The sequence below is a fragment of the Streptomyces sp. NPDC001663 genome (genome assembly GCF_042893105.1).
In the GTDB taxonomy this organism is placed as follows: domain Bacteria; phylum Actinomycetota; class Actinomycetes; order Streptomycetales; family Streptomycetaceae; genus Streptomyces.
On the sequence record NZ_JBIAUR010000002.1, the window covers coordinates 891919 to 915641 of the forward strand.

Below are 23723 nucleotides of genomic sequence, written 5' to 3' on the forward strand. Positions count from 1 at the left end.
GACCTCAGCGGCGGCGCTTCTTCTTCTTCTTGAGCAGCAGTCGCGGAAGGCCCGCGGGGATCGGCTGACGCGTCGTCGCCGGCGAGGGCAGCGGCGCCTCGGCGAGCGAACCCTCGGGCAGCGGCTCGGTGGTTCCCGCGGGCTCCAGGCGCAGCACCCGGCACTCGCGCGACCAGCGCTCCGTCATGGCCTCGCCGTCGGGGGCGTTGAGGCGCTTGCCCTTCAGTTCGGCCACCGTCGCCGTCCATTCCTCGGACCCGGGCGCGAGCTCCACGACCTTCGCCGGCCAGGTCACCAGCCGGCCGCCCTTGTCCTTGCTGCGGACCGTGACCTCGGCGCCGGCCCCGTCGGCCAGCCCCGGCAGCGGCTGCTCGCCCGGCCCGTCGCCGACGACGCACGCGGCACCCTCGTGCCACACGTGCCACAGCGCACGCGCCGGGACGCCGGGGCCCTTGACCCAGACGAGGCCGGACTTCTTAGTGGCCTCCTCGACGAGGGCCTGCTCGAGCAGCTCGCTTGTCATGCGCCCAGCCTATCGAGGCGTCGCGCGGCGCCCGGGGCCCTCACAGCCAGCCGTTTCGCTTCAGCGTGCGGTGGATGCCGAGGCAGAGGCAGACCGTGATGCCCATGATCACCGGGTATCCGTACTTCCAGTGCAGCTCCGGCATGTACTTGAAGTTCATGCCGTACACCCCGCACACCATCGTCGGTACGGCGATGATCGCGGCCCAGGCGGTGATCTTCCGCATGTCCTCGTTCTGTGCGACGGACGCCTGCGCGAGGTTGGCCTGGAGGATCGAGTTGAGCAGTTCGTCGAAGCCGACGACCTGCTCCTGGACCCGGGCGAGGTGGTCGGCGACGTCCCGGAAGTACTTCTGGATGTCCGGGTCGATCAGCCGCATCGGCCGCTCGCTCAGCAGCTGCATGGGGCGCAGGAGCGGCGAGACCGCGCGCTTGAACTCCAGGACCTCGCGCTTGAGTTGGTAGATCCGCGCCGAGTCCACACCGCGCGAGACACCGCCCCGGCCGGGCGAGAAGACCTCTGTCTCCACCTCGTCGATGTCGTCCTGCATGGCGTCGGCGACCGCGAGATAGCCGTCGACCACGTGGTCGGCGATCGCGTGCAGCACCGCCGAGGGGCCCTTGGCGAGCAGCTCGGGGTCGTCCTGCAGCCGGTGCCTGAGCGCCCGCAGCGAGCCCTGCCCGCCGTGCCGGACGGTGATGAAGAAGTCCCGTCCGGTGAAGCACATGACCTCACCGGTCTCGACGACCTCGCTGCTGGCGGTGAGTTCGTCGTGCTCGACGTAGTGGACGGTCTTGAAGACGGTGAACAGGGAGTCGTCGTACCGCTCCAGCTTGGGCCGCTGGTGGGCTTGGACCGCGTCCTCCACGGCCAGCGGGTGTAGCCCGAACTCGCCCGCGATACCGGCGAATTCGGCCTCGGTCGGCTCGTGCAGCCCGATCCACACGAAGCCGCCGTCGCGGCGCACCAGGCGCATCGCCTCGTGCGGGGTCAGCGGCTTGCCGGTGTCGACGCGGCTGCCGTCGCGGTAGACGGCGCAGTCGACGACGGCCGAAGGCGTCGAGGGATCGCGAGTCGTGTCGTACACGCCGGTGTCCTTGCGCAGGGAGATGCGGGACGGGCGGACCGCGGCGCGGAGGTCACGGATCATCGACATGGCTGGCTCCTTCGTGACGGGCAGCGAAGAGGGCGCCGACGACGGGTGGAACTACCCGGAATGGGGACGTCCTGACAAGGGGATCCCCGCCCTTGAGGCAGGAAAGGTGTTTGGCACGTCCGCAAAGCGGGGAGCACCGCACCATCGCGGTGGCGAGCTTCGCTACTGATTCAGATCAGACAGATCAGGCAAAACGAAACGAAGTGCTCTTCCGCGTGAAGACGTGAGCGTGAAAGGCGGCGGTCAGCCAGAGCCGGATCAGCTGTATCAGCGGCGGGAAGAGCGAGTGGTACTGCACGGGTGACTTCGATCCATGACAGCCCCACCTCCTCCGGCCGGTCCCTCGTAAGGGACGATCCATTCCCGTAAGGGAGTCTCACTCGCGTCGGGACTCGATCGCGACGCTTCTGCGTGCTGCCCGAACGACCGGGTCAGACTATCAGCAGCCCAAAGTGTCAAGCCGCCGCTTTGCCCGGTACTGACGAGTTCTATGCTCGCCGCATGGTTGATGTTCTTGCTCTGGTCGAGGCCCGGTTGCGCACCGCGCTGGGCGAACCGGACGCGCGCGCGGCGGTCACGTTCCTGGGCACGGACCGTATCGAGGTGCTCCGTTTCCGCCAGGACGACATCGTCCGCTACGCCACGCTCGGCATGTCCGCGCAGCCGATGAGCGACCCCACCGCGGTGCTCGCCGACCCGGTCCAGGGCCCCCGCGCCGAGCTGGTCCTCTCGGTACGAGGCGGCCTCGCCGACACCGACAAGGCGCTCCGCCCGCTCGCCGTACTCGCCGCGTCCCCGCAGGTCGAGGGCGTGATCGTGGCCCCTGGCGCCTCGCTCGACATCGGTGAACCCCTGTGGCCCGGCGCGCCCTTCAGCTCGGTCCTGGTCGCCGAGCCGGGCGGACTGGTCGAGGACCTCGAACTCGACGAGCCCCTCGACCCGGTGCGTTTCCTGCCCTTGCTGCCGATGACCCCGAACGAGGCCGCCTGGAAGCGTGTGCACGGCGCCCAGGCCCTCCAGGAGCGCTGGCTGACGAACGGGACGGATCTCCGGGACCCGTCCCGGAGATCCGTCCCGCTGGACTGACCGGCGAGTGAGGAAGCTCACCAACCGGTGGCCGGAAAGCGTCAGTTGGCAAAGACGGTGACGCCGTCCTCGGTCGCGTGCTGCGGCTCCAGCTCCTCGGCCTCGTGCGTGAGCGCGTTCCGTCGTACGAGGACCACGACCGCACCCAGCACCGCGGTGACCGCCGCGACCACGAACGGGATGTGGATGTCGGTCCACTCCTCGATCTTCGGCGCGAAGTAGGGAGCCGCGGCCGCGGCGAACCAGCGCACGAAGTTGTAGCCCGCACTCGCCACCGGGCGGGGCGCGTCCGAGACGCCGAGGGCCAGCTCCGTGTACACGGTGTTGTTCACGCCGATGAAGGCGCCGGACAGGATCGTGCAGACGACGGCGGTCGTGTGGTCGCCGTAGCCGAGGACGAGCACGTCGGCGGCGAGCAGTACCAGCGAGCCGCCGAGCACCTTCAGCGAGCCGAACCGCGCCTGCATGCGCGGCGCCACGATCACCGAGAAGACGGCGAGCAGCACACCCCAGGCGAAGAACACGGCGCCCGACTTGTACGGGGTCATGTTCAGCACGAACGGGGTGAAGGCCAGCACGGTGAAGAACGTGTAGTTGTAGAAGAACGCCGAGACGGCGGCGGAGGCGAGGCCGCCGTGGCCGAGGGCCTTGAGGGGGTCGAGCAGCGAGGTCTTTCGCGCCGGCTTCGGCTGTTCCTTCAGGAATGCCGTGATGCACAGGAAGCCGACCGCCATGAGGAACGCGGTGCCGAAGAACGGGTAACGCCAGCTCTGGTTGCCGAGCAGTGCGCCCAGGAGCGGGCCGCAGGCCATGCCCAGGCCGAGTGCGGACTCGTAGAGCAGGATCGCGGCCGCGCTGCCGCCCGCCGCCGCGCCGACGATGACCGCGAGGGCCGTGGAGACGAAGAGCGCGTTGCCCAGGCCCCAGCCGGCGCGGAAGCCGACGAGTTCGGCGACGGAGTTCGACGTGCCCGCGAGGCCCGCGAAGACCACCACGAACGCGAGACCGAGCAGCAGCGTCTTGCGGCCGCCGATGCGGCTGGAGACGAAGCCGGTGACCAGCATCGCCACGGCCGTGATCAGGAAGTACGAGGTGAAGAGGAGGGAGACCTGGCCGGCCGTGGCGTCGAGGCCCTTGGCGATGGACGGCAGGATCGGGTCGACGAGTCCGATGCCCATGAAGGCGACGACGGACGCGCCGGCCGTCGCCCACACGGCCTTCGGCTGCCGCAGGATGCTGCCCGCCCCCGCGTCGAAGGGGTCCTGACTTGCTCCCATCGTGTGCTCCCATCCCGACGTAGATAGTTGGTGTATGCACATAGTAAGTTAGGGTGGCTAATTAATGCAAGATGCATCTAGTTATGCCTGGTGAGGGTTCCGGTGAAGGGTTCCGTCCGGACGGGTGATCGTCCTTGACGTGGGGGAGCCGGGGTAGGACCGTGGGGCCCTATGAGGGGCGAACCCAGTTGCCCGAAGTGTGGTGGCCGGGTCAGGGCTCCCGGACTCTTCGCCGATTCGTGGCAGTGCGATGTGCACGGCACCGTGCATCCGGTGCAGCCCGTGATCCCGCCCAGCGTCGAGGCCCTCGGCGTCGTGGTGCACCGCACGCAGGTACCGGTGTGGATGCCGTGGCCGCTGCCGGTCGGCTGGCTGCACACGGGCGTGGCCTGCGCCGGTGACGACCGCCACGGCGGTCGCGCGACCGCCGTGGCCTGCTCGGGGCCGGGGCCGCTCGGCGGTATAGGAGAGCTGATCCTCGTCGCCGAGGAACTCGGCGTCGGGCTCGGCGCGCGGTACGCGGGCATCGACGGTCCGGACCCGGGGCCGTACATGAACGTAGAGAAGCCGCCCCAGGCCAAGGTGCTGGCCGGCGGCCGCCCCACTCCGCTCTGGCATGTCACCGGCTCCCCCGACGACCGCGCGGTCTTCGCGGGCGAGGCGCGCGGGCTGTGGCTGTGGGCCGTGGTGTGGCCCGAGCAGTCGGGGCTGTTGATGTACGACGAGCTGGTGCTGACGGACCTGCGGGATGCGGGCGCGGAAGTGGAGCTGGTCCCCTGCGGGGCGCTGTCGCCCAGGCTGTTGGAACCCTGAGCGTTCGCTGTAGGGGGCACATCACAGTTTCGGGTGTGACAGGGCACCACTGGATTCCCGCTATCCTTGGGTGTCCTCTTCCGTCCCGTCACCGCCTGGAGTCCGCGTCGTGCGCATCGATCTGCACACCCACTCCACCGCTTCCGACGGTACGGACACCCCGGCCGAGCTGGTGCGCAATGCCGCCGCTGCCGGGCTGGACGTCGTCGCGCTGACCGATCACGACACCACCCGCGGGCATGCCGAGGCGATCGCCGCGCTGCCCGAGGGGCTCACGCTCGTCACCGGCGCCGAGCTGTCCTGCCGTATCGACGGCATCTCGATGCACATGCTGGCCTACCTCTTCGACCCCGAGGAGCCGGCGCTGCTCGCCGAGCGCGAGCTGGTGCGGGACGACCGGGTGCCCCGCGCCCACGGCATGATCGCCAAGCTGAACGAGCTGGGGGTGCCGGTCACCTGGGAGCAGGTGAAGCGGATCGCCGGTGACGGTTCCGTCGGACGTCCGCATGTCGCCTCCGCGCTGGTCGAGCTGGGCGTCGTGCCCACCGTGAGCGACGCGTTCACCGCGGACTGGCTCGCCGACGGCGGCCGGGCCTTCGTCGAGAAGCACGAGACGGACCCCTTCGAGGCGATCCGGCTGGTCAAGGCCGCGGGCGGGGTCACGGTCTTCGCCCACCCGGGTGCCAGCAAGCGCGGCCGTACGGTCCCGGAGTCCGCGATCGCCGAGATGGCCGCCGCCGGGCTGGACGGCATCGAGGTCGACCACATGGACCACGACCTGGAGACCCGCGCCCGGCTGCGGGGCCTGGCCAAGGAGCTGGGGCTGCTGACCACCGGGTCCAGCGACTACCACGGCAGCCGGAAGACCGTCCTGCTCGGCGAGTACACGACGGATCCCGAGGTGTACGGCGAGATCACGCGGCGGGCGACGGGTGCGTTCCCGGTGCCGGGGACCGGCGGGGCCTGAGGTCCGCCCGCACCTCACCGTCGTATTCGCACCTCTTCCTGCAAGGCCTCCTCAGTCATGTTCGACGTCGCCGTCTTCGGCTCCCTCTTCCTGACCCTCTTCGTCATCATGGATCCCCCCGGGATCACCCCGATCTTCCTCGCCCTGACCGCCGGACGCCCCGGCAAGGTGCAGAAGCGGATGGCCTTCCAGGCCGTCTGTGTGGCGGGCGGTGTGATCACCGTGTTCGGGCTCCTGGGGCACCAGATCCTCGACTACCTGCATGTTTCCGTGCCCGCCCTGATGATCGCGGGCGGACTGCTGCTCCTGCTGATCGCCCTCGACCTGCTCACCGGCAAGACGGACGAGCCGAAGCAGACCAAGGACGTCAACGTCGCCCTCGTACCGCTGGGCATGCCGCTGCTGGCCGGCCCGGGTGCCATCGTGTCCGTCATCCTCGCCGTGCAGAAGGCCGACAGCGTCGCCACCCAGGTGTCGGTGTGGGCGGCGATCCTCGCCATCCATGTGGTGCTCTGGCTCGTGATGCGGTACTCGCTGCTGATCATCCGGGTCATCAAGGACGGCGGTGTGGTCCTGGTGACGAGGCTCGCGGGCATGATGCTCTCCGCGATCGCCGTGCAGCAGATCATCAACGGCATCACGCAGGTGGTCCGGGCGAGCTGATCCCCCAAGCGCAGAGCCCCCGTACGGCGTCGATGCCGTACGGGGGCTCTGAAGCTTTGGCGGTGATCCGCGTCTGTGGTGATCCGCGTCTGTTACGCGGCCGACTCCTCGGCCGGCCTGATCCAGAGGCGCTGCCCGATGGCGGCGGCCTGCTGAACGATCCGGTTGACGGAGGCGGCGTCCACGACCTTGCTGTCCACGGTCGTGCCGTTGACCTCGTCGAGTCGCATGATTTCGAAGCGCACGGCCTCTCCCTTCGTCTCGCTGTGTATGTAGTAGTCAACGGGCTGCGTGTTACAAACATTCCCTACGCTAAGGAAATTTTTCGAACGGCTAATTACTGAGTGGTAAGAAGTTCGGATGGGCCCGCCGGGAGACTGACCGGGACCGGTTGTGTTCGCAGCGTGACCGCCGGGACAATGGAGGCGATGAACGACGACCTCGCGGCCCTCAGTGCCCGCATCGACCGCACGAACGAGCTGCTGCAGCGCATGCTCGCCGAGGTGGCGAAGACGCCCTCGACGCATGCGATCTTCGTCGACGCGGGATATCTGTATGCGGCCGCGGGGCGGCTGGTGGCCGGGACGGAGGACCGACGCGCCTTCGACCTGGACGCCGAGGGGCTGATCGAGGCGCTCATCGACAAGGCCCGCACGATCTTCGCGGACAGCCGGCTGCTCCGCGTCTACTGGTACGACGGCGCCAGACGCCGCATCCACACCGCCGAGCAGCAGTCCATCGCCGAACTGCCGGACGTGAAGGTCCGGTTGGGCAACCTGAACGCCAACAACCAGCAGAAGGGCGTCGACTCACTGATCAGGACGGATCTGGAGTCCCTCGCCCGGCACCGGGCGATCAGCGACGCGGCACTGCTGGGCGGCGACGAGGACCTGGTGTCGGCGGTCGAAGCGGCGCAGGGGTACGGGGCGCGCGTCCACCTGTGGGGCATCGAGGCCCCCGAGGGGCGCAACCAGGCGGAGCCGCTGCTCTGGGAGGTCGACAGCCAGCGCACCTTCGACCTCGACTTCTTCAAGCCGTACGTGTCCCGGCGCACCGCTCCCGCCTACGAGGCCGGCGCCTCCCGGCCGACCCGCGAGGACGTCCGCTTCGTCGGCGCGCAGATCGCGGCGAAGTGGCTGGCGGCGCGGGGCCGAGACTCCCTGGGGGAACTGCTGCCCGGCCACCCGTATCTGCCGGGTTCGGTGGACCAGGACCTGCTGGTGGAGGCGGAGGGCCTGCTGCAGTACTCCCTGCGGGGGCAGGCGGACCTGCGGCGGGCGTTGCGGGACGGCTTCTGGGAGCACCTGCAGACGCAGTACTAGGCCGAACTGGAGCGCTATTGCGGCCTGCGGGCCTGTGTCCCGTCCCAGAAGCCGGCGAAGGCGCGGGCCGTTTCGAGGGGCTTGTCGGTATTGGGGGAGTGCTCGGCGCCCTGGACGACCGTGCGGTGGGCCTGCAGCCGTAGAGCCATGTCGTCGAGCAGTGTCACCGGCCACGTGTCGTCGCGGGAACCCGACAGGACGTGGAACGGCATCGGTACGGCGGCGAGTTCCGCCACGCGGTCCGGCTCGACGCACAACTGGCGGCCGGTGGCGATGAGTTGCGCGGGCTTGTTGCCCAGCCAGCGGCGGCGCAGGTCCTCCCGGTCGTCGAGCCCCTCGTCCAGTTCCCCTGTGTCGGTCTCCTCCGGCGGCTCCATGGCCTGGATCGCGTCCCACACCTCGGGCATGCTCATCACGGCGAGCGCGTCCCGGAGCAGCTTGACGCGCTGCTGCTGGGAGCTGGAGATCTGGGCGGGGCCGGAGGCCATGAGGGTGAGGGAGCGGAAGGGGGCGTGGTCGAGCAGGACCGCGGCCCGCGCGATCTGCCCGCCGAGGGAGTGCCCGACGAGGTGCACGGGGGTGCCGATCGCCTCGGCCTGCGCGAGCACGTCCCGCGCCAACTCGTCCTGCGCGTAGGCCGATTCGTCGTTCTCCGGCCCGTCGGACTCGAACTGTCCCCGCCCGTCCACCGCCACGGTCCGGTAGCCGCGCGCCGCGAGCGACACGTGCAGCGGATTGAAGTCCTCCTTGCTGCCGGTGAACCCGGGCAGCAGCAGCGCGGTACCCCGCGGGGCGACACCGTCCGCCACGGGCGCGTCGACGACGGCGAACTCTCCACGCGCAGTCCGCAGGGCGTACGCGCGGGCGCCGGGGGGCGGGGTGAAGCTCGGGGGACGGCTCATGGGGTGAGGTTATCTGGCGGGAGTGTGGGGGCGGTCGAGGAGGGGGACGGGGTGGGGCGCGAGGGGTGGCGGGGGGTTGTGGTGTGGGAGGGGCGGTGGCTGGGTTCTGGGGAGGGGGTGCAGGGGTGCAGGGGGTGCGGGTGCGGCTGGGTGTTGCGGTGCTGGAAGGCGGATGGCTGGGCTCGGGTGAGGCGGGCGCGGGGTGCCGGGTGCGGGGATTGCCGGGTGTTCCGGTGTTGGAAGGCGGGCGGTCGGGGTCTGGTGGCGTGGGTGAGTGGGGGACGTGGGGCGGACGGGTGTTGCGGTGTTGGAGGGTCGGTGGCCGGCTCAGGTGAGGTGAGGTGAGGTGGCGGGTGGGTGGGTGAGGGGGTAGCCGGGCTCTGGTGGCGTGGGTGAGTGGGGGGCGCGGGGCGGACGGGTGTTGCGGTGTTGGAGGGCCGGTGGCCGGCTCAGGTGAAGCGGGGCGCGGGGTGCGGGGATTGCCGGGTGTTCCGGTGCCGGAAGGGCGATGGCCCGGGCTCATGTGAGGTGGGGCGGGTGGGGTGGGCTGGTTGGGCGGGTTCCGGTGTCGGAAGGCCGACGGCCGGGTTCCGGTGATGCGGGGTGCGTGGAGTGGCCCGGTGCTGGGTGTCGGAAACGCCGACGGCCCGGCCCACGTGAGGTGGGCCGGGCCGTCGGGTGAGTGAGCGGTCAGCTCTCCGCGGGCTCCGCGGTGGCCGTGGCCTTCCGCGTGCGACGTGCCCTGGGCTTTGTCTCGGCCGCGTCGGCGCTGGTCTCGGCGGGTGCCGTGACCTTGCGGGCGCGGGTGCGGGGCTTGGCCTCCGGCTCGTCGGCGGCCTGCGCCGGGATCTCGGCGACGGCGGCCGTCTTGCGCGTACGGCGCGGCTTGGCCTCCGTGGCCTCGGCCGTGTCGACGGCGGCGGTCGCTGCCTTCCGTGTGCGGCGGGGCTTGGCCTCCTCGGTGGTTTCCGAGGCGGCGGCGGCCGTCTTGCGGGTGCGGCGCGGCTTGGCTTCCGTGCCCTCGGCGGTGTCCACCGCGGCTTCGGCGGCGGCCGTCGCCTTGCGGGTACGGGTGCGCGGCTTGGCCTCGGCGGCCTCCGGCGCCACAGCGGCGTCGACGGACTCGGCGACCTTGCGCGTACGCCTACGGGGCGCGGCCTCGGTGGTTTCCGAAGCGGCGGCCGTCTTACGGGTACGGGTGCGCGGCTTCGCCTCCGTGCCCTCGGCGGTGTCCACCGCGGCCTCGGCGGCAGCCGTCGCCTTGCGGGCGCGGGTGCGGGGCTTGGCCTCGGGCTCCTCGGCGGCCTGCGCCGGGATCTCGGCCGCGGCGGCGGCCTTGCGCGTACGGCGGGGCTTGGCCTCCGTGGCTTCGGCGGTGTCCACCGCGGTCTCGGCGGCGGCCGTCGCCTTGCGGGTACGGGTGCGCGGCTTGGCCTCGGCGGCCTCCGCCGTGTCCACCGCGGCCTCGGCCGCAGCCGTGGCCTTCCGGGTACGGCGGCGCGGTGCGGCCTCCGTCGGCTCCGGAGCGGTCTCGGTGGTGCCCTCGGCCGTGTCGACCGCGGTCTCGGCGGCCTTACGGGTACGGCGGCGGGGCTTGGCGGGAGCCTCGGGCTCCACGATCGCCGGGGCTTCGACGACTGCCTGAGCCTCCTGGACGACCGTCTCTGCTGTCGTCGCCTCGGCCGAAGTCACCGTCGTCTCCGCGGACTTGCGGGTCCGGCGGCGGCGCGGCTTCGCCGGGGCCTCGGGGGCGTCCAGGGCGGGGCCCTCCGCCGTCGTGACGGCGGCTTCCGCGGACTCGGACACCGCTGCCGCGGCGGCCACCGGCTCGCCTGCCGCACCGCCGCGGGTGCGGCGACGGCGGCGCGGGGTGCGCGGGCCAGACGTCTCCTCGGTCGACGAGACCTCCGTCGCGGCTTCCGGGGTGGCCGTCGCGTCCAGGTCCGTTCCACCGCGGGTACGGCGACGGCGACGCGGCGTACGGGCCGAGTGCTCGCGGTCGGCGGTTCGGGGCTCGCCCCGGCCGCCCCGCTCGCCGCCCCGGCCACCGTGACCGCGTCCACCGCGGCCGCCGGTCTCGCCCAGGTCCTCGAGCTCCTCCGCGTCGAGGCCCGCACGCGTGCGCTCGGCACGCGGCAGGACACCCTTGGTGCCCGCGGGGATGTTCAGCTCCTCGAAGAGGTGCGGGGAGGTGGAGTACGTCTCCGGCGGGTCGTTGAACGACAGCTCCAGCGCCTTGTTGATCAGCTGCCAGCGCGGGATGTCGTCCCAGTCGACGAGCGTGATCGCGATGCCCTTGGCGCCCGCGCGGCCGGTGCGGCCGATGCGGTGCAGGTACGTCTTCTCCTCTTCGGGAGACTGGTAGTTGATGACGTGCGTCACGCCCTCGACGTCGATGCCGCGGGCGGCGACGTCGGTGCAGACGAGGACGTCCACCTTGCCGTTGCGGAACGCGCGCAGCGCCTGCTCGCGGGCGCCCTGGCCGAGGTCGCCGTGGACCGCGCCGGCCGCGAAGCCGCGCTGCTTGAGCTGGTCGGCGAGGTCGGCCGCGGTGCGCTTCGTACGGCAGAAGACCATGACCAGACCGCGGCCCTCGGCTTGCAGTATGCGCGCGACCATCTCGGGCTTGTCCATGTTGTGCGCGCGGTAGACGAACTGGGCCGTGTTCGCGACGGTCGCGCCCGCGTCGTCCGGCGCGGTGGCGCGGATGTGCGTGGGCTGCGACATGTAGCGGCGCGCGAGACCGATGACCGCGCCCGGCATGGTCGCCGAGAACAGCATGGTCTGACGGCGGGCCGGCAGCAGGTTGATGATCTTCTCGACATCGGGCAGGAAGCCCAGGTCGAGCATCTCGTCGGCCTCGTCGAGGACAAGGGCCTTGACGTGCTTGAGGTTGAGCTTCTTCTGGCCCGCGAGGTCCAGGAGCCGGCCCGGGGTGCCCACGACCACGTCGACGCCCTGCTTGAGGGCCTCGACCTGGGGCTCGTAGGCCCGGCCGCCGTAGATGGCGAGGACGCGCACGTTGCGCACCTTGCCCGCGGTCAGCAGGTCGTTGGTGACCTGCGTGCACAGCTCGCGCGTGGGGACGACGACGAGCGCCTGCGGAGTGTCGGTGAGCTCCTCGGGCTTCGCGCGGCCCGCCTCCACGTCCGCGGGGACGGTGACGCGCTCGAGGAGCGGGAGGCCGAAGCCCAGCGTCTTGCCGGTGCCGGTCTTGGCCTGGCCGATGACGTCCGTGCCGGAAAGGGCGACGGGGAGGGTCATCTCCTGGATGGGGAAGGGGGTGGTGATGCCGACGGCCTCCAGGGCCTCGGCGGTCTCGGGAAGGATTCCGAGATCTCTGAACGTCGTAGTCAGGGTGCTGCCTCTTCTGTGTGCGCGGTGCGAGGCGAGCGCGGGGGTCTTTGACGGACCGTGCCGGGGACGTCGGCTGCCTTACGGGCTTGCCGTAACGCACGGGACCACTGCCGACGCTCTAGCGCTCGTACCGCTGAGGGGGTCCCTCCGGGCGCCATACGCAATGTGCCGTATGGATATGGAGGGCTGTCGGGTCGGAGCCGATCGGGCCACCGACCGGGCATCCTCATACGTGCGGCCCGTCGAGTAGTCGGCAGGCGCATTACCACCATACCCCGGAATCACGCACACGCGATGGCCGATTTGGTCACGTAGCCGTCATCACACTGATTGACCAGGGACTTCCACGGCTCGGCAAGCGGACTATTGTGCGCTTCATGACGACGCCTGACAACACCTCTGACGCACCTGACGAGCACACCGGAGTCGCCGCCCAGGACTGGGCGAAGGCCTCCGCAGACCCCCAGTACCGGGCCGCGGTCGTCGACCTCCTCGGTGCGCTGGCGTACGGCGAGCTCGCGGCGTTCGAGCGGCTCGCGGAGGACGCCAAGCTGGCGCCGACCCTGACGGACAAGGCGGAGCTGGCGAAGATGGCGTCGGCGGAGTTCCACCACTACGAGAAGCTGCGCGACCGCCTCACCGAGATCGGCGAGGAGCCCACGCGCGCGATGGAGCCGTTCGTCGCGGCGCTCGACGGCTTCCACAAGCAGACGGCGCCCTCGGACTGGCTGGAGGGGCTCGTCAAGGCGTACGTCGGCGACTCGATCGCCAGCGATTTCTACCGCGAGGTCGCCGCGCGGCTCGACTCGGACTCGCGTGAACTCGTGCTCGCCGTGCTGGACGACACCGGGCACGCGGGCTTCGCCGTCGAGAAGGTGCGCGCGGCGATCGACGCCGACCCGCGCGTGGGCGGCCGGCTCGCGCTGTGGGCGCGGCGTCTGATGGGCGAGGCCCTGTCGCAGTCCCAGCGGGTGGTCGCGGACCGCGACGCGCTGTCGACGATGCTCGTCGGCGGCGTCGCGGACGGCTTCGACCTCGCCGAGGTCGGCCGGATGTTCTCGCGGATCACCGAGGCGCACACTAAGCGGATGGCCGCGCTGGGTCTCGCCGCCTAACCCTGGCCCTCACCCTCCTGATCGTCCTGCTCACCCTGTTCGCCCTGTGCCGAGTTACGCCGGCGCCGACCGCCGGCGGAGTCTTCCCGCGGGGCGCAGCAGCAGGGACAGCGAGGCGGCGGAGACGATGGCGCCGCCGAGGAGGATCACCAGGAAGTTGCCGGGGTCCAGCGCGCTGTGCATGACGAAGGCGCCGAACAGGGCCCCGGCGACACCCGTCGCCAGCACCAGGGAACGGGCGGGCAGACGATGGGACAGCCGGTGGTGGGCGGCCCACGCGAGTACCAGACCGAGCAGAGCGGAGCCGAGAGCTTCGAACAACATCATGGGGTCCCTCCCACACGGCCACACTGCGCGTCACGGTCGTAGCCCGTCATACCCGTGACCTGCGGAATGCAATCCTCCTCTGTGCGTGACTTGTGCTCCATATGTGGAGAAAAAATCTTGCCGACAAATGCGAGAGGGGCCCGGCGACTGCGCAGTCGCCGGGCCCCTCTGCTGCTGTCCGACTACAGCGCGCCGAAGCCCACCTTGCGCGGGGCCGGCTCGCCGAGCTCCACGTAGGCGAGGCGCTCGGCCGGCACGAGGACCTTGCGGCCGTGCTCGTCCACGAGGGTCAGCAGCTGCGACTTCCCGGCCAGTGCCTCGGCCACGATCCGCTCGACCTCCTCGGCACTCTGACCGCTCTCCAGAACGATCTCGCGGGGCGCGTGCTGCACGCCGATCTTGACCTCCACGGCTATGTCCCTCCGACGGTCAGTGAAGTGCGCGACCTTTACGCGCCGTACCCAGCACACATTAGCCCGGTGAGGGGACCTGCACGCTCCACGCCTGCACGCCAGGAGCGAACAGCGGACGGGAACAAACGGCCCCCCACGCGCGTGTGCGGGTCAGTGGTGCTGGTCGGTGCCGTGCAGCGGGAAGCCCGCGATGCCGCGCCAGGCCAGCGAGGTCAGCAGCTGCACCGCCTGGTCGCGCGGGACGCTTCGGTCGCTGTGCAGCCAGGAGCGGGCCACGACCTGGGCGAGCCCGCCGAGACCGGAGGCCAGCAGCATCGACTCCGCGCGCGAGAGGCCCGTGTCCTCGGCGATGACCTCGCAGATCGCCTCCGCGCACTCGTTCGTGACCTTGTCGACGCGCTCGCGCACCGCGGGCTCGTTCGTCAGGTCCGACTCGAAGACCAGACGGAAGGCGCCGCCGTCGTCCTCGACGTACGCGAAGTAGGCGTCCATGGTCGCCCGTACGCGCTGCTTGTTGTCGGTCGTCGACGCGAGCGCGCCGCGCACCGCCCCGATCAGTGACTCGCAGTGCTGGTCCAGCAGTGCCAGGTAGAGGTCGAGCTTGCCCGGGAAGTGCTGGTAGAGCACCGGCTTGCTGACACCGGCGCGCTCGGCGATGTCGTCCATCGCGGCCGAGTGGTAACCCTGCGCCACGAAGACTTCCTGTGCGGCGCCCAGCAGCTGGTTCCGTCGGGCACGGCGCGGCAGGCGTGTGCCCCGCGGGCGTGCCGCCTCTGTCTGCTCGATGGCTGTCACGCCGCCTCCCAATATCGTCCACATGCGGTGTGCGCCGCGCCGCCATCGTACTTTTCGGTAACCCTGGTGTGCGCGGTGCGAGCGCAGAATTTCACGGACCGGACAGCCACGAAAGCCGCGCAGAAGGTTTCAAACCGGGGCGGAGCGCGCAGCAAGATGTCTTGTTCCAGCTCAGCGGGCGTCAGCGGTAGTCGTCCTCGTCGATGGAGACGACCCTGTGCTGTTCGACGATGTCGGCCTCGTTCGCACGGGCCGGGTCCACGTCCTCGAGAGGGTCGTCGCGGTCCGGTGCGAGGTCCGTGTACTGCTCCGCGGCGTCGTTCTCGGGGGCCTCGACGTCGATCTCCCGGTCCTTGCCGGTCTCGTCGTCCTCGAACGTCCCGGGATCGCTGGGATCAATGGCCATGGTGGGCTCCCTTCCTACGAATGTCCCTGAAAGAAGCAGGGGCCACAGCGGGTGCCCTCTTCACGAGCCTAGGAGACACCCGATCCGGACGCCATGCCATGTGCGTGCCATCTGTGACGGCGAACACATGAGCCACTGCGTGATCGTCTCGTAACATTGCCGCATGTCTTCGACCGAGCTGCCGTCCGTGCCGGCGACCAATGTGCTCCCGAAGGTGGCGCCCGTCAGGGTCGCGGAGGGCGAGCGGCTCAGGTCGGTCGGGCTGCCGGGAATCACGCTGACGGTGCGGTCGAGACCGCCGGCGCGCGAAGGCCTGCCACCCGCGCTGTACGTCCATGGGCTCGGCGGTTCCTCGCAGAACTGGTCGGCGCTGATGGAGCAGCTGGAGGGCGTGGTCGACGGCGAGGCCGTCGACCTGCCGGGCTTCGGCGACTCCCCGCCGCCGGACGACGGCGACTACTCGGTCACCGGGCACGCGCGCGCGGTGATCCGTTTTCTCGACGCGGCCGGGCGCGGTCCCGTGCACCTCTTCGGCAACTCGCTCGGCGGCGCGGTCACCACGCGCGTCGCGGCGCTGCGGCCCGATCTCGTACGGACGCTGACGCTGGTCTCGCCCGCGCTGCCGGAGATCCGGGTCCAGCGGACCGCCGTGCCGACGGCGCTGCTGGCGGTGCCCGGAGTGGCCGGGCTCTTCACCCGGTTCACCAAGGAGTGGACCGCGGAGGAGCGGGTCCGCGGGGTCATGGCGCTCTGTTACGGCGACCCCGGGCGGGTCTCGCCGGAAGGATTCCGCAACGCGGTGGAGGAGATGGAACGGCGGATGCAACTGCCGTACCTCTGGGACGCGATGACGCGTTCCGCGCGCGGGATCGTCAACGCGTACACGCTGGGCGGGCAGCATGGCCTGTGGCGCCAGGCCGAGCGCGTCCTCGCCCCGACCCTGCTCGTCTACGGCGGCCGGGACCAGCTCGTCGGCTTCCGCATGGCCCAGAAGGCGGCCCGCACCTTCCGTGACTCCCGTCTGCTCACCCTGCCGGAGGCGGGGCACGTGGCGATGATGGAGTACCCGGAGACGGTGGCCCGGTCCTTCCTCGAACTCCTCGCGGAGGCCGGGCAGTTGAGCGACGCCACCCCGTCCCGGGAGTCGGCTGTCGACGGCGGTGGTGCGGTCGTCGGCGACGGCGAGACCGCCGCCGAGAGTGCGGGGAGCTGAGCGCCGACGTGGGACGCCACAGCCGCCGCGGCACCGCTGCCGCGAAGGGCGACGCTGGGGACACAGGGGTTGGACGAGGGGCTCGGGGTTCTGGGGCCGCGACGGGTTCCGGGGCGCCCGGAATGGCGCAGGGGACACCTGCGCGGGGGGTGCCGAGACTTCCTGACGGCACGCCGGCTCAGGGTGTCCCGAGGTTTGCCGACGGTACGCCGGCTCGCGGGGTGCCGCGTTTTCCCGATGGCACGCCTGCTCACGGCACGCCCCGTCTGCCCGACGGCACCCCCGCGCACGGGACCCCCCGAGCCCGTGGTGGTCACCCCGAGCAGCGTGAAAGCGGCGGTGGTTGGGGCGAGTTGAGGGGGCAGGGCCGTGCCGGGGCCGCGCGGCCCGGTGTGGCCATACCGCGACAGCGGCAGGCGCCGCCCGGTGGGCCGCGGCAGGACTACCTCGACGCCTTCGAGGCGGACGACGACGTCTTCACGCCCCGTAACGGCGTCTCCGCGCACGCTTCGGACCCGTACGGCTCCGTCACCGACTGGGACCCCGGCACCGGTGTCGGCGTCCCCTCCGAGGCCGACGCCGACGACGGCCCGCCGACCGGTGTGCCCGCGCAGGCCAAGGGCGCCAAGGGGCGGACGTTCACCGGGATCGCGGCCGCCGCCGTCACCACCGTGCTGGCGGTCGTCGTCGCCGGCCAGGTCACGCACGGGCGCAACGACACGTCCGTGGGAACGCAGTCGGCCACCGATCAGGCGCGCGACGCCCGGGACTCGGCCGCGGGGGCGCCGTCCTCGTCGCCGAGTGTGGCGACGCTGACGTATGCGCAGGCGATGGGCGAGAAGTACCCGCTCAGCGCCACGCTCGAGGGGTCGGGGAAGTTCGACGCCGTTCCCGGGATCGACAAGGCGCCGGGCTCGGGGCAGAAGTACACCTACCGCGTGGACGTGGAGCAGGGGCTCGGCCTCGACGGCGAACTCTTCGCCCAGGCCGTGCAGAAGACGCTCAACGACAAGCGGAGCTGGGCGCACAACGGCGCCCGTACCTTCGAGCGCATCTACTCCGGCAAGCCCGACTTCGTGATCACGCTCGCCAGCCCGGGAACCACGGCGAAGTGGTGCGCCAAGTCCGGGCTCGACACCACCGAGGACAACGTCTCGTGCGACTCGGCCTCCACCGAGCGCGTCATGATCAATGCGTACAGATGGGCACAGGGATCGAAGACGTACGGTGATCAAATTCACGCCTACCGGCAGATGTTGATCAACCACGAGGTCGGCCACCGGCTCGGCTACAGCCATGTCAACTGCACCAGGAACGGCCAGCTCGCGCCGGTCATGCAGCAGCAGACCAAGTTCCTCGACCACAACGGGATCCACTGTCTGCCCAACCCCTGGCCGTATCCCGGGAGTTGACAGGCGCCTCATATGTCACGTTGACATGCGCAGAAAGTTCATACATATTTCTGGGCATGTCGACCCCCCACGCCTCCGACCGCGCCGCCATCGAGCTGGCGCTCATCGGCGTGACCCCGCTCTGCGTGGCCGACATCCACTGTCGCTGACGCTCGCCCTCAGGCGTTCGCGTCGCGATCTTTTTCCTCTTCCGTGACCCGGTCACGGTTTTCGACGACCTGACGCCCGGGCAGACGTCTGTTCACTTTCGTCTCACTCCTCGTCAATCTGTCTCATCATTCGAGAGGTCGTCATTCCGATGCGTCAATCGTCCGTCAGAGCGCGCCGCGTGGCCGCGGCATCCGTAGGCCTGGTTCTGGCAGCGGGCGCCGCCGCCTGCGGGCCGAAGGACAACGATGCCAAGAGCTCCGGTGGCGACTCCACGCCCCACAAGGGCGGCACCCTCGCGGTGCTGAACTCCGAGGCCCAGAGCGACTTCGACCCCGCGCGCCTGTACACCTCCGGCGGCGGAAACGTCCCGTCCCTGGTCTTCCGTACGCTCACCACCCGCAACCGCGAGGACGGCGCGGCCGGTGCCAAGGTCGTCCCGGACCTCGCCACCGACACCGGGCGGCCCAACAAGGACGCGACCGTATGGACGTACACCCTGAAGAAGGGCCTCAAGTACGAGGACGGCACGGCGATCACGTCCGCCGACATCAAGTACGGCATCGAGCGCTCCTTCGCGCCCGAACTGTCCGGCGGCGCGCCCTACTTGCGGGACTGGCTGGTCGGCGCGGCCGACTACCAGGGGCCCTACAAGGACAAGAAGGGCCTGTCGGCGATCGAGACGCCGGACGCGCGGACCATCGTCTTCCACCTCAACAAGCCCGAGGGCGAGTTCCCGTACCTGGCCACGCAGACGCAGTTCACGCCCGTCCCGAAGGCCAAGGACACGGGTACGAAGTACGAGGAGCACCCGATCTCGTCCGGCCCGTACAAGGTCGTCAAGAACGAGAACGACGGTGAGCACCTGGTGCTCGAGCGCAACAAGTACTGGTCGACGGCGACCGACGCCGAGCGCAAGGCCTACCCGGACAAGGTGGACGTCCGGTCGGGGCTCGACTCGTCCGTGATCAACCAGCGGCTGTCCGCGTCCCAGGGTGCGGACGCGGCCGCCGTCACGACGGACACCAACCTGGGTCCGGCCGAGCTCGCCAAGGTGAGCGGTGACAAGGAACTTGCTTCTCGTGTCGGCACCGGACACTTCGGCTACACGAACTACATAGCGTTCAACCCGACGGTCAAGCCGTTCAACAACATCAAGGTGCGGCAGGCGATCTCGTACGCCATCGACCGGTCGTCCGTGATCAACGCGGCCGGCGGATCCGCGCTCGCCGAGGCGGCCACCACCTACCTGCCGAACCAGAAGTCCTTCGGCTACACGCCGTACGACCTCTTCCCGGCGGGCAAGACCGGCAACGCCGCCAAGGCCAAGGAGCTGCTGGCCCAGGCCGGTTACAAGGACGGGCTCACCGTCACCCTGACCCACTCCAACGCCAAGGACTTCGAGACCAGCCCGGAGATCGCGACCGCGATCCAGGACGCGCTCAAGAAGGCCGGTATCACGGTCAAGCTGCAGGGCCTGGAGGACAACGACTACCGGGACAAGATCCACAACGTGAAGACCGAGCCCGGGTTCTTCCTCGCCCACTGGGGTGCCGACTGGCCCTCCGGTGGTCCCTTCCTCGCCCCGATCTTCGACGGCCGGCAGATCGTGAAGGACGGCTCGAACTTCAACAACGGCCTGTTGAACGACAAGTCGGTCAATGCTGAGATTGACGCGATCAACAAGTTGACCGATCTTGACGCTGCCGCCAAGAGGTGGGGTGCACTGGACAAGAAGATCGGCGAGCAGGCCCTGACCGTGCCGCTGTTCCACCCCGTCTACAAGCGCCTGGTCGGCAAGGACATCAAGAACGTCGTGATCAGCGACTGGACCGGTGTCCTGGACATCTCGCAGGTCGCGGTCAAGTAGCGCCGTGAGCGAGGCACTTGTCGCCGCCGAGGCCGCCGGGACGGGCGTGGAGCCCGTCCCCGGCGCCTCGGGGGCTCGTCAGTTCTGGCGGCGGCTGCGTACGCAGCGCGCCGCCCTCGTCGCGGCGGCCGTCGTCGCGCTGCTGGTCCTGGTCGCGCTCGCCGCGCCCCTGCTCACGGCCCTGGAGGGCCAGGACCCGACCACGTACCACCCGTCGCTCGTCGACTCCGCGCGCGGGGGCGTGCCGATCGGGTCGTTCGGGGGGATCAGCGGGGACCACTGGCTGGGCGTCGAGCCGCAGACCGGGCGGGATCTGTTCGCTCGGCTGGTGTACGGGGCGCGGGTTTCGCTGGGAGTTGCGCTGGCGGCGACGGTGATCCAGGTCGTCCTCGGTGTCGTGATGGGTGTCGCCTCCGCGCTCGGCAGTGGATGGGTTGATCAACTGTTGAGCAGGATCACCGACATCTTCGTCGCCATGCCCTTGATGATCATGTCGTTGGCGCTGCTCGCGATCGTCCCGGCGAGCTTCTCCCGGCCCATCCTGGTCACCCTCGTCATCGGGTTCATCGCCTGGGGAAACATCGCCAAGATCGTGCGAGCCCAGACGCTCACCCTGAAGGGGCTCGACTACGTCTCCGCCGCCCGGCTCAGTGGCTGGGGGACCTGGCGCATCGCCCGCAGGGAGCTGCTGCCCGGCCTCGCCGCGCCGGTCATCACGTACGCCGCGATCCTCATGCCGGTGAACATCTCGATCGAGGCCGCCCTCTCGTTCCTCGGCGTCGGCGTGAAACCGCCCACGCCGTCCTGGGGACAGATGCTGACCTCCGCCGACGTCTGGTACCAGGCGGCCCCGCAGTACCTGCTGCTGCCCGCCGGCGCCCTGTTCGTCACCGTCCTCGCCCTGACCGTCCTCGGCGACGGGGTCCGCACCGCCCTCGACCCGCGCGCGGCCTCGCGCCTGCGCGTCGGCACGGGCCGCAAGCGCGAGGCCAAGGCAGGCAAGGAGGAATCCGCATGAGCGGCTTCGGAGGCTTCATCCTGCGCCGCGCCGTCGGCGCCGTAGTGACACTGCTTGCCATCTCGGTGATCGTCTACGTCGTCTTCTACGCCACCCCCGGCAACGTCGCCCAGATCACCTGCGGCCCGCGCTGCTCCCCGGAGCAGGTGCACCAGGTAGCTCAGCAGCTGAAGCTCGACGACCCGCTGTACGTGCGCTACTGGCACTTCCTGGAGGGCCTGATCATCGGTCAGGACTACTCCACGGGCACCTCGGTGGAGCACTGCTCGGCCCCCTGCCTCGGGCTCTCCTACCAGACCGACCAGCAGGTCCTGGCCATCATCCTGACGAAGCTTCCGGTGAGTCTCTCGCTCGTACTCGGCGCGATGGTGCTGTGGCTGATCCTCGGCGTCGGCACCGGCGTGCTCTCCGCGTGGCGGCGCGGCCGGTTCACCGAGCGGGTGCTGACCGCGCTCACGCTTGCGGGCTGGGCCACCCCGGTGTTCGTCATCGGCCTGGTCCTGATGATTGTCGTCTGCGGTGAGCTGCAACTGCTGCCCTTCCCGCAGTACGTGAACTTCACCGACGACCCGGAGCAGTGGGCGTGGAACCTGCTCCTTCCCTGGCTCTCGCTCGCCCTCATCGAGGCCGCGGCGTTCGCCCGGCTGACCAGGGCATCCATGCTGGAGACGCTGGCCGAGGACCACATCCGCACGTTCCGGGCGTACGGCGTCGCCGAGCGGGCGATCGTGGGGCGGCACGCGCTCCGGGGCGCGTTCGCGCCCGTCATCGCGCTGAACGCCAACAACGTCGGCTCGGCGATCGGCGGTGCCGTCCTCACCGAGACGCTGTTCGGCCTTCCCGGCATCGGCCAGGAGCTCGTCCACGCGGTCAACGTGGTCGACCTGCCCGTCGTCGTCGGCATGGTCCTGGTCATCGGCTTCTTCGTGGTCCTCGCCAACGCCGTCGCCGACGTGCTGTACGCGGTGGCCGACCGACGGGTGGTACTGACGTGAGTCTCGTCCAAGTCACGGATCTGTCCGTCGAGTTCGGCGACCTCAAGGCCGTCGACGGCCTCTCCTTCGCCTTGGAGCAGGGCGCCGCCCTCGCCCTGGTCGGCGAGTCCGGCTCCGGCAAGTCCACGGTCGCCTCGGCCCTGCTGGGGCTGCACCGCGGCACGGGCGCGCGGGTCGGCGGCTCGATCGAGGTCGCCGGCGTCGACGTACAGGAGGCGCCCGACGGCGAACTGCTGCGGCTGCGGGGCTCAAAGGCCGCGATGGTCTTCCAGGACCCGCTGTCGTCACTCGACCCGTACTACGCGATCGGGGACCAGATCGCCGAGGTGTACCGCGTGCACACGCGCGTGTCGCGGCGAGCCGCACGCGCGCGTGCCGTGGAGGTCCTCGACCGGGTGGGAATTCCGGACGCACAGCGGCGGTCCCGGTCCCGTCCGCACGAGTTCAGCGGCGGTATGCGCCAGCGCGCGCTCATCGCCATGGCGCTCGCCTGCGAGCCCCGGCTGCTGATCGCCGACGAACCGACCACCGCGCTCGACGTGACCGTCCAGGCCCAGATCCTCGACCTGCTGCACACGCTGCGCGAGGAGACCGGCATGGGGCTGCTGCTCGTCACGCACGACGTGGGCGTCGCCGCCGAGAGCGTCGACGAGGTGCTCGTCATGCGGCACGGGCGCGTGGTGGAACACGGGCCGGTGGCAGACGTGCTGGGGGCGCCGGCCGAGGACTACACGCGCGCGCTGCTGGCGGCGGTCCCGCGGGTGGACGCCCGGCGGGCGACACCGGCGGTCCTTTCGGAGGTCGCGGCGGGAGACGCCGTTGCCGCCGCGGCGGGTGATGGCGGGGCCGCCTCGGCGGGCGCTGCGGAGGAGGGCGGCGAGGCTGTCACCCCGGGCGACGTGACGGAGGACGCCCACGGCGTCTCCTCGGGTGCTTCCGGGGACGTCGTCCTGGAGGCCAAGGGCCTGCGTCGCGAATTCGGCCGCGGCAAGCGGGCGTTCGCGGCCGTGGACGACGTGTCGCTGACCATCCACCGGGGCGAGACCCTCGGCATCGTCGGCGAGAGCGGCAGCGGCAAGACGACCCTGGGGCGCATGCTGGTCGGGCTGCTGGAGCCGACGGCGGGGGAGGTCCGTCACGACGGGCACGCGCGCGTGGGCGTGAATCCCGCAGTGCAGATGGTCTTCCAGGACCCCGTCTCCTCCCTCAACCCCCGCCGCAGCGTGGGCGAGTCGATCGCCGACCCGCTCCGCGCGCGTGGCGAGCGGGACGAGAAGCGCATCAGGGGGCGCGTGACGGAACTCCTGGAGCGCGTGGGGCTCGAAGGGGTGCACTACGACCGCTACCCGCACGAGTTCAGCGGCGGCCAGCGCCAGCGCGTGGGCATCGCGCGGGCGCTCGCGGCCGACCCCCGCGTCATCGTCTGCGACGAGCCCGTCTCCGCACTCGACGTGACGACCCAGGCCCAAGTGGTCGCCCTGCTCGGCGAGTTGCAGCGCGAACTCGGGCTGGCGCTCGTCTTCGTCGCGCACGACCTCGCCGTCGTGCGCCAGGTCAGCGACCGGGTCGCGGTGATGCGCCGCGGCCGGATCGTCGAGTCCGGGCCCGCCGACGAGGTGTACGACAACCCCCAGGACCCGTACACGAAGCAGCTCCTGGCCGCCGTACCGGCGCTCGACCCCCAGGTCGCCGCCGAACGCAGGGCGGCGCGGCGGGAGCTGGCCGCCGCCTGACGGAACGTAACTGCTTGATCTCTTAGCGCGATCGAACGCGACCTGCACGGGAAAGTTACGAGCGTTCACCCCTTTTGGTGGTGGGGCGGGCCCCCCACCCCCGCCCCCCCCCCCCCCCCCCCCAACGTCATACCCCCGCGAGCCCCCCGGGCACACCCGGCGCCCCCACCCCGCGATCGGGGGGGGCCCCCAGCGCCACCGACCCCCTAAAGA

Annotated in this window: 23 protein-coding genes; 13 read left to right on the forward strand and 10 right to left on the reverse strand. The window is 70.5% G+C overall.

Going from position 1 to position 23723, the window contains the following annotated elements; all coding sequences use genetic code 11:
- Positions 1–4: 4 nt before the first annotated feature.
- A complete protein-coding gene (locus ACFY1L_RS10415) occupies positions 5–523 on the reverse strand; it encodes a hypothetical protein (RefSeq protein WP_388821047.1) in 519 nt (172 codons plus the stop codon).
- Between the two features lie 40 nt (positions 524–563).
- On the reverse strand, positions 564–1679 hold the full coding sequence (locus ACFY1L_RS10420) for a magnesium and cobalt transport protein CorA (protein WP_388821050.1): 1116 nt from the start codon (positions 1677–1679) through the stop codon (positions 564–566).
- Positions 1680–2180: 501 nt separating this feature from the next.
- On the opposite strand from ACFY1L_RS10420, the gene ACFY1L_RS10425 reads away from it, so the two are divergent.
- Complete coding sequence (locus ACFY1L_RS10425) at positions 2181–2765, forward strand: suppressor of fused domain protein (protein WP_388821053.1); 585 nt, start codon at positions 2181–2183, stop codon at positions 2763–2765.
- Between the two features lie 41 nt (positions 2766–2806).
- Here the strand turns inward: ACFY1L_RS10425 and ACFY1L_RS10430 are convergent, their stop codons facing one another.
- The gene (locus tag ACFY1L_RS10430; RefSeq protein ID WP_388821056.1) at positions 2807–4042 is read right to left on the reverse strand and encodes an MFS transporter; all 1236 of its coding nucleotides are present in this window, start codon (positions 4040–4042) and stop codon (positions 2807–2809) included.
- Positions 4043–4213: 171 nt separating this feature from the next.
- Between ACFY1L_RS10430 and ACFY1L_RS10435 the strand changes: the two genes are divergently transcribed.
- The 3 genes from ACFY1L_RS10435 (at position 4214) to ACFY1L_RS10445 (ending at position 6485) form a co-directional block, all read left to right on the forward strand.
- Complete coding sequence (locus ACFY1L_RS10435) at positions 4214–4855, forward strand: DUF6758 family protein (protein WP_388821059.1); 642 nt, start codon at positions 4214–4216, stop codon at positions 4853–4855.
- Positions 4856–4964: 109 nt separating this feature from the next.
- Positions 4965–5822, forward strand: a complete 858-nt coding sequence (locus ACFY1L_RS10440) for a PHP domain-containing protein (RefSeq protein WP_388821061.1) — start codon at positions 4965–4967, stop codon at positions 5820–5822.
- Positions 5823–5879: 57 nt separating this feature from the next.
- Complete coding sequence (locus tag ACFY1L_RS10445) at positions 5880–6485, forward strand: MarC family protein (RefSeq protein ID WP_388821064.1); 606 nt, start codon at positions 5880–5882, stop codon at positions 6483–6485.
- Positions 6486–6577: 92 nt separating this feature from the next.
- On the opposite strand, the gene ACFY1L_RS10450 is transcribed toward ACFY1L_RS10445, so the two are convergent.
- Positions 6578–6730, reverse strand: a complete 153-nt coding sequence (locus tag ACFY1L_RS10450; protein WP_185124170.1) for a hypothetical protein — start codon at positions 6728–6730, stop codon at positions 6578–6580.
- Positions 6731–6904: 174 nt separating this feature from the next.
- Between ACFY1L_RS10450 and ACFY1L_RS10455 the strand changes: the two genes are divergently transcribed.
- Complete coding sequence (locus ACFY1L_RS10455) at positions 6905–7807, forward strand: NYN domain-containing protein (protein WP_388821201.1); 903 nt, start codon at positions 6905–6907, stop codon at positions 7805–7807.
- Between the two features lie 14 nt (positions 7808–7821).
- Here ACFY1L_RS10455 and ACFY1L_RS10460 read toward each other — a convergent pair whose 3' ends face one another.
- On the reverse strand, positions 7822–8709 hold the full coding sequence (locus tag ACFY1L_RS10460; protein WP_388821067.1) for an alpha/beta fold hydrolase: 888 nt from the start codon (positions 8707–8709) through the stop codon (positions 7822–7824).
- A gap of 690 nt (positions 8710–9399) precedes the next feature.
- A complete protein-coding gene (locus tag ACFY1L_RS10465) occupies positions 9400–11973 on the reverse strand; it encodes a DEAD/DEAH box helicase (RefSeq protein ID WP_388821070.1) in 2574 nt (857 codons plus the stop codon).
- 470 nt (positions 11974–12443) lie between these two features.
- Between ACFY1L_RS10465 and ACFY1L_RS10470 the strand changes: the two genes are divergently transcribed.
- A complete protein-coding gene (locus ACFY1L_RS10470; RefSeq protein WP_388821073.1) occupies positions 12444–13181 on the forward strand; it encodes a ferritin-like domain-containing protein in 738 nt (245 codons plus the stop codon).
- A 54-nt stretch (positions 13182–13235) separates the two neighbouring features.
- Here the strand turns inward: ACFY1L_RS10470 and ACFY1L_RS10475 are convergent, their stop codons facing one another.
- The 4 genes from ACFY1L_RS10475 to ACFY1L_RS10490 form a co-directional block, all read right to left on the reverse strand.
- The gene (locus tag ACFY1L_RS10475; protein ID WP_388821204.1) at positions 13236–13505 is read right to left on the reverse strand and encodes a hypothetical protein; all 270 of its coding nucleotides are present in this window, start codon (positions 13503–13505) and stop codon (positions 13236–13238) included.
- Between the two features lie 185 nt (positions 13506–13690).
- Positions 13691–13918 carry a DUF3107 domain-containing protein gene (locus ACFY1L_RS10480; RefSeq protein ID WP_142142321.1) on the reverse strand — a complete coding sequence of 76 codons (228 nt, stop codon included), beginning with the start codon at positions 13916–13918 and terminating at the stop codon, positions 13691–13693.
- 153 nt (positions 13919–14071) lie between these two features.
- The gene (locus ACFY1L_RS10485; RefSeq protein ID WP_388821076.1) at positions 14072–14716 is read right to left on the reverse strand and encodes a TetR/AcrR family transcriptional regulator; all 645 of its coding nucleotides are present in this window, start codon (positions 14714–14716) and stop codon (positions 14072–14074) included.
- Between the two features lie 181 nt (positions 14717–14897).
- Positions 14898–15122, reverse strand: a complete 225-nt coding sequence (locus ACFY1L_RS10490) for a hypothetical protein (RefSeq protein ID WP_388821079.1) — start codon at positions 15120–15122, stop codon at positions 14898–14900.
- A 163-nt stretch (positions 15123–15285) separates the two neighbouring features.
- Here ACFY1L_RS10490 and ACFY1L_RS10495 point away from each other — a divergent pair, with 163 nt between their 5' ends.
- The 7 genes from ACFY1L_RS10495 to ACFY1L_RS10525 all read left to right on the forward strand — a co-directional run bounded on the left by ACFY1L_RS10495 (position 15286) and on the right by ACFY1L_RS10525 (position 23510).
- Complete coding sequence (locus tag ACFY1L_RS10495) at positions 15286–16335, forward strand: alpha/beta fold hydrolase (protein WP_388821082.1); 1050 nt, start codon at positions 15286–15288, stop codon at positions 16333–16335.
- A 122-nt stretch (positions 16336–16457) separates the two neighbouring features.
- A complete protein-coding gene (locus tag ACFY1L_RS10500; protein ID WP_388821085.1) occupies positions 16458–17747 on the forward strand; it encodes a DUF3152 domain-containing protein in 1290 nt (429 codons plus the stop codon).
- Positions 17748–17803: 56 nt separating this feature from the next.
- Complete coding sequence (locus ACFY1L_RS10505) at positions 17804–17896, forward strand: Ms4533A family Cys-rich leader peptide (RefSeq protein WP_311736786.1); 93 nt, start codon at positions 17804–17806, stop codon at positions 17894–17896.
- 149 nt (positions 17897–18045) lie between these two features.
- Positions 18046–19764 (forward strand): ABC transporter substrate-binding protein, encoded by a 1719-nt coding sequence (locus ACFY1L_RS10510; protein WP_388821088.1) that lies wholly within the window; start codon positions 18046–18048, stop codon positions 19762–19764.
- A gap of 4 nt (positions 19765–19768) precedes the next feature.
- The gene (locus ACFY1L_RS10515; RefSeq protein WP_388821090.1) at positions 19769–20782 is read left to right on the forward strand and encodes an ABC transporter permease; all 1014 of its coding nucleotides are present in this window, start codon (positions 19769–19771) and stop codon (positions 20780–20782) included.
- A complete protein-coding gene (locus tag ACFY1L_RS10520) occupies positions 20779–21777 on the forward strand; it encodes an ABC transporter permease (RefSeq protein ID WP_388821093.1) in 999 nt (332 codons plus the stop codon). Before ACFY1L_RS10515 ends, ACFY1L_RS10520 begins: the two co-directional genes overlap by 4 nt.
- Positions 21774–23510, forward strand: coding sequence for a dipeptide ABC transporter ATP-binding protein (locus tag ACFY1L_RS10525; protein WP_388821096.1), 1737 nt, complete (start codon positions 21774–21776; stop codon positions 23508–23510). The genes ACFY1L_RS10520 and ACFY1L_RS10525 overlap by 4 nt, the downstream gene beginning before the upstream one ends.
- The last annotated feature ends 213 nt before the right edge of the window (positions 23511–23723 follow it).

What these genes read in the sequence shown, in the direction of transcription:
- ACFY1L_RS10415 (WP_388821047.1), bottom strand. Translation starts at nt 523, where the DNA reads ATGACAAGCGAGCTGCTCGAGCAGGCCCTCGTCGAGGAGGCCACTAAG.
- ACFY1L_RS10420 (WP_388821050.1), bottom strand. Translation starts at nt 1,679, where the DNA reads ATGTCGATGATCCGTGACCTCCGCGCCGCGGTCCGCCCGTCCCGCATC.
- ACFY1L_RS10425 (WP_388821053.1), top strand. Translation starts at nt 2,181, where the DNA reads ATGGTTGATGTTCTTGCTCTGGTCGAGGCCCGGTTGCGCACCGCGCTG.
- ACFY1L_RS10430 (WP_388821056.1), bottom strand. Translation starts at nt 4,042, where the DNA reads ATGGGAGCAAGTCAGGACCCCTTCGACGCGGGGGCGGGCAGCATCCTG.
- ACFY1L_RS10435 (WP_388821059.1), top strand. Translation starts at nt 4,214, where the DNA reads ATGAGGGGCGAACCCAGTTGCCCGAAGTGTGGTGGCCGGGTCAGGGCT.
- ACFY1L_RS10445 (WP_388821064.1), top strand. Translation starts at nt 5,880, where the DNA reads ATGTTCGACGTCGCCGTCTTCGGCTCCCTCTTCCTGACCCTCTTCGTC.
- ACFY1L_RS10455 (WP_388821201.1), top strand. Translation starts at nt 6,905, where the DNA reads ATGGAGGCGATGAACGACGACCTCGCGGCCCTCAGTGCCCGCATCGAC.
- ACFY1L_RS10460 (WP_388821067.1), bottom strand. Translation starts at nt 8,709, where the DNA reads ATGAGCCGTCCCCCGAGCTTCACCCCGCCCCCCGGCGCCCGCGCGTAC.
- ACFY1L_RS10465 (WP_388821070.1), bottom strand. Translation starts at nt 11,973, where the DNA reads ATGACCCTCCCCGTCGCCCTTTCCGGCACGGACGTCATCGGCCAGGCC.
- ACFY1L_RS10470 (WP_388821073.1), top strand. Translation starts at nt 12,444, where the DNA reads ATGACGACGCCTGACAACACCTCTGACGCACCTGACGAGCACACCGGA.
- ACFY1L_RS10475 (WP_388821204.1), bottom strand. Translation starts at nt 13,505, where the DNA reads ATGTTGTTCGAAGCTCTCGGCTCCGCTCTGCTCGGTCTGGTACTCGCG.
- ACFY1L_RS10490 (WP_388821079.1), bottom strand. Translation starts at nt 15,122, where the DNA reads ATGGCCATTGATCCCAGCGATCCCGGGACGTTCGAGGACGACGAGACC.
- ACFY1L_RS10495 (WP_388821082.1), top strand. Translation starts at nt 15,286, where the DNA reads ATGTCTTCGACCGAGCTGCCGTCCGTGCCGGCGACCAATGTGCTCCCG.
- ACFY1L_RS10500 (WP_388821085.1), top strand. Translation starts at nt 16,458, where the DNA reads ATGGCGCAGGGGACACCTGCGCGGGGGGTGCCGAGACTTCCTGACGGC.
- ACFY1L_RS10505 (WP_311736786.1), top strand. Translation starts at nt 17,804, where the DNA reads ATGTCGACCCCCCACGCCTCCGACCGCGCCGCCATCGAGCTGGCGCTC.
- ACFY1L_RS10510 (WP_388821088.1), top strand. Translation starts at nt 18,046, where the DNA reads ATGCGTCAATCGTCCGTCAGAGCGCGCCGCGTGGCCGCGGCATCCGTA.
- ACFY1L_RS10520 (WP_388821093.1), top strand. Translation starts at nt 20,779, where the DNA reads ATGAGCGGCTTCGGAGGCTTCATCCTGCGCCGCGCCGTCGGCGCCGTA.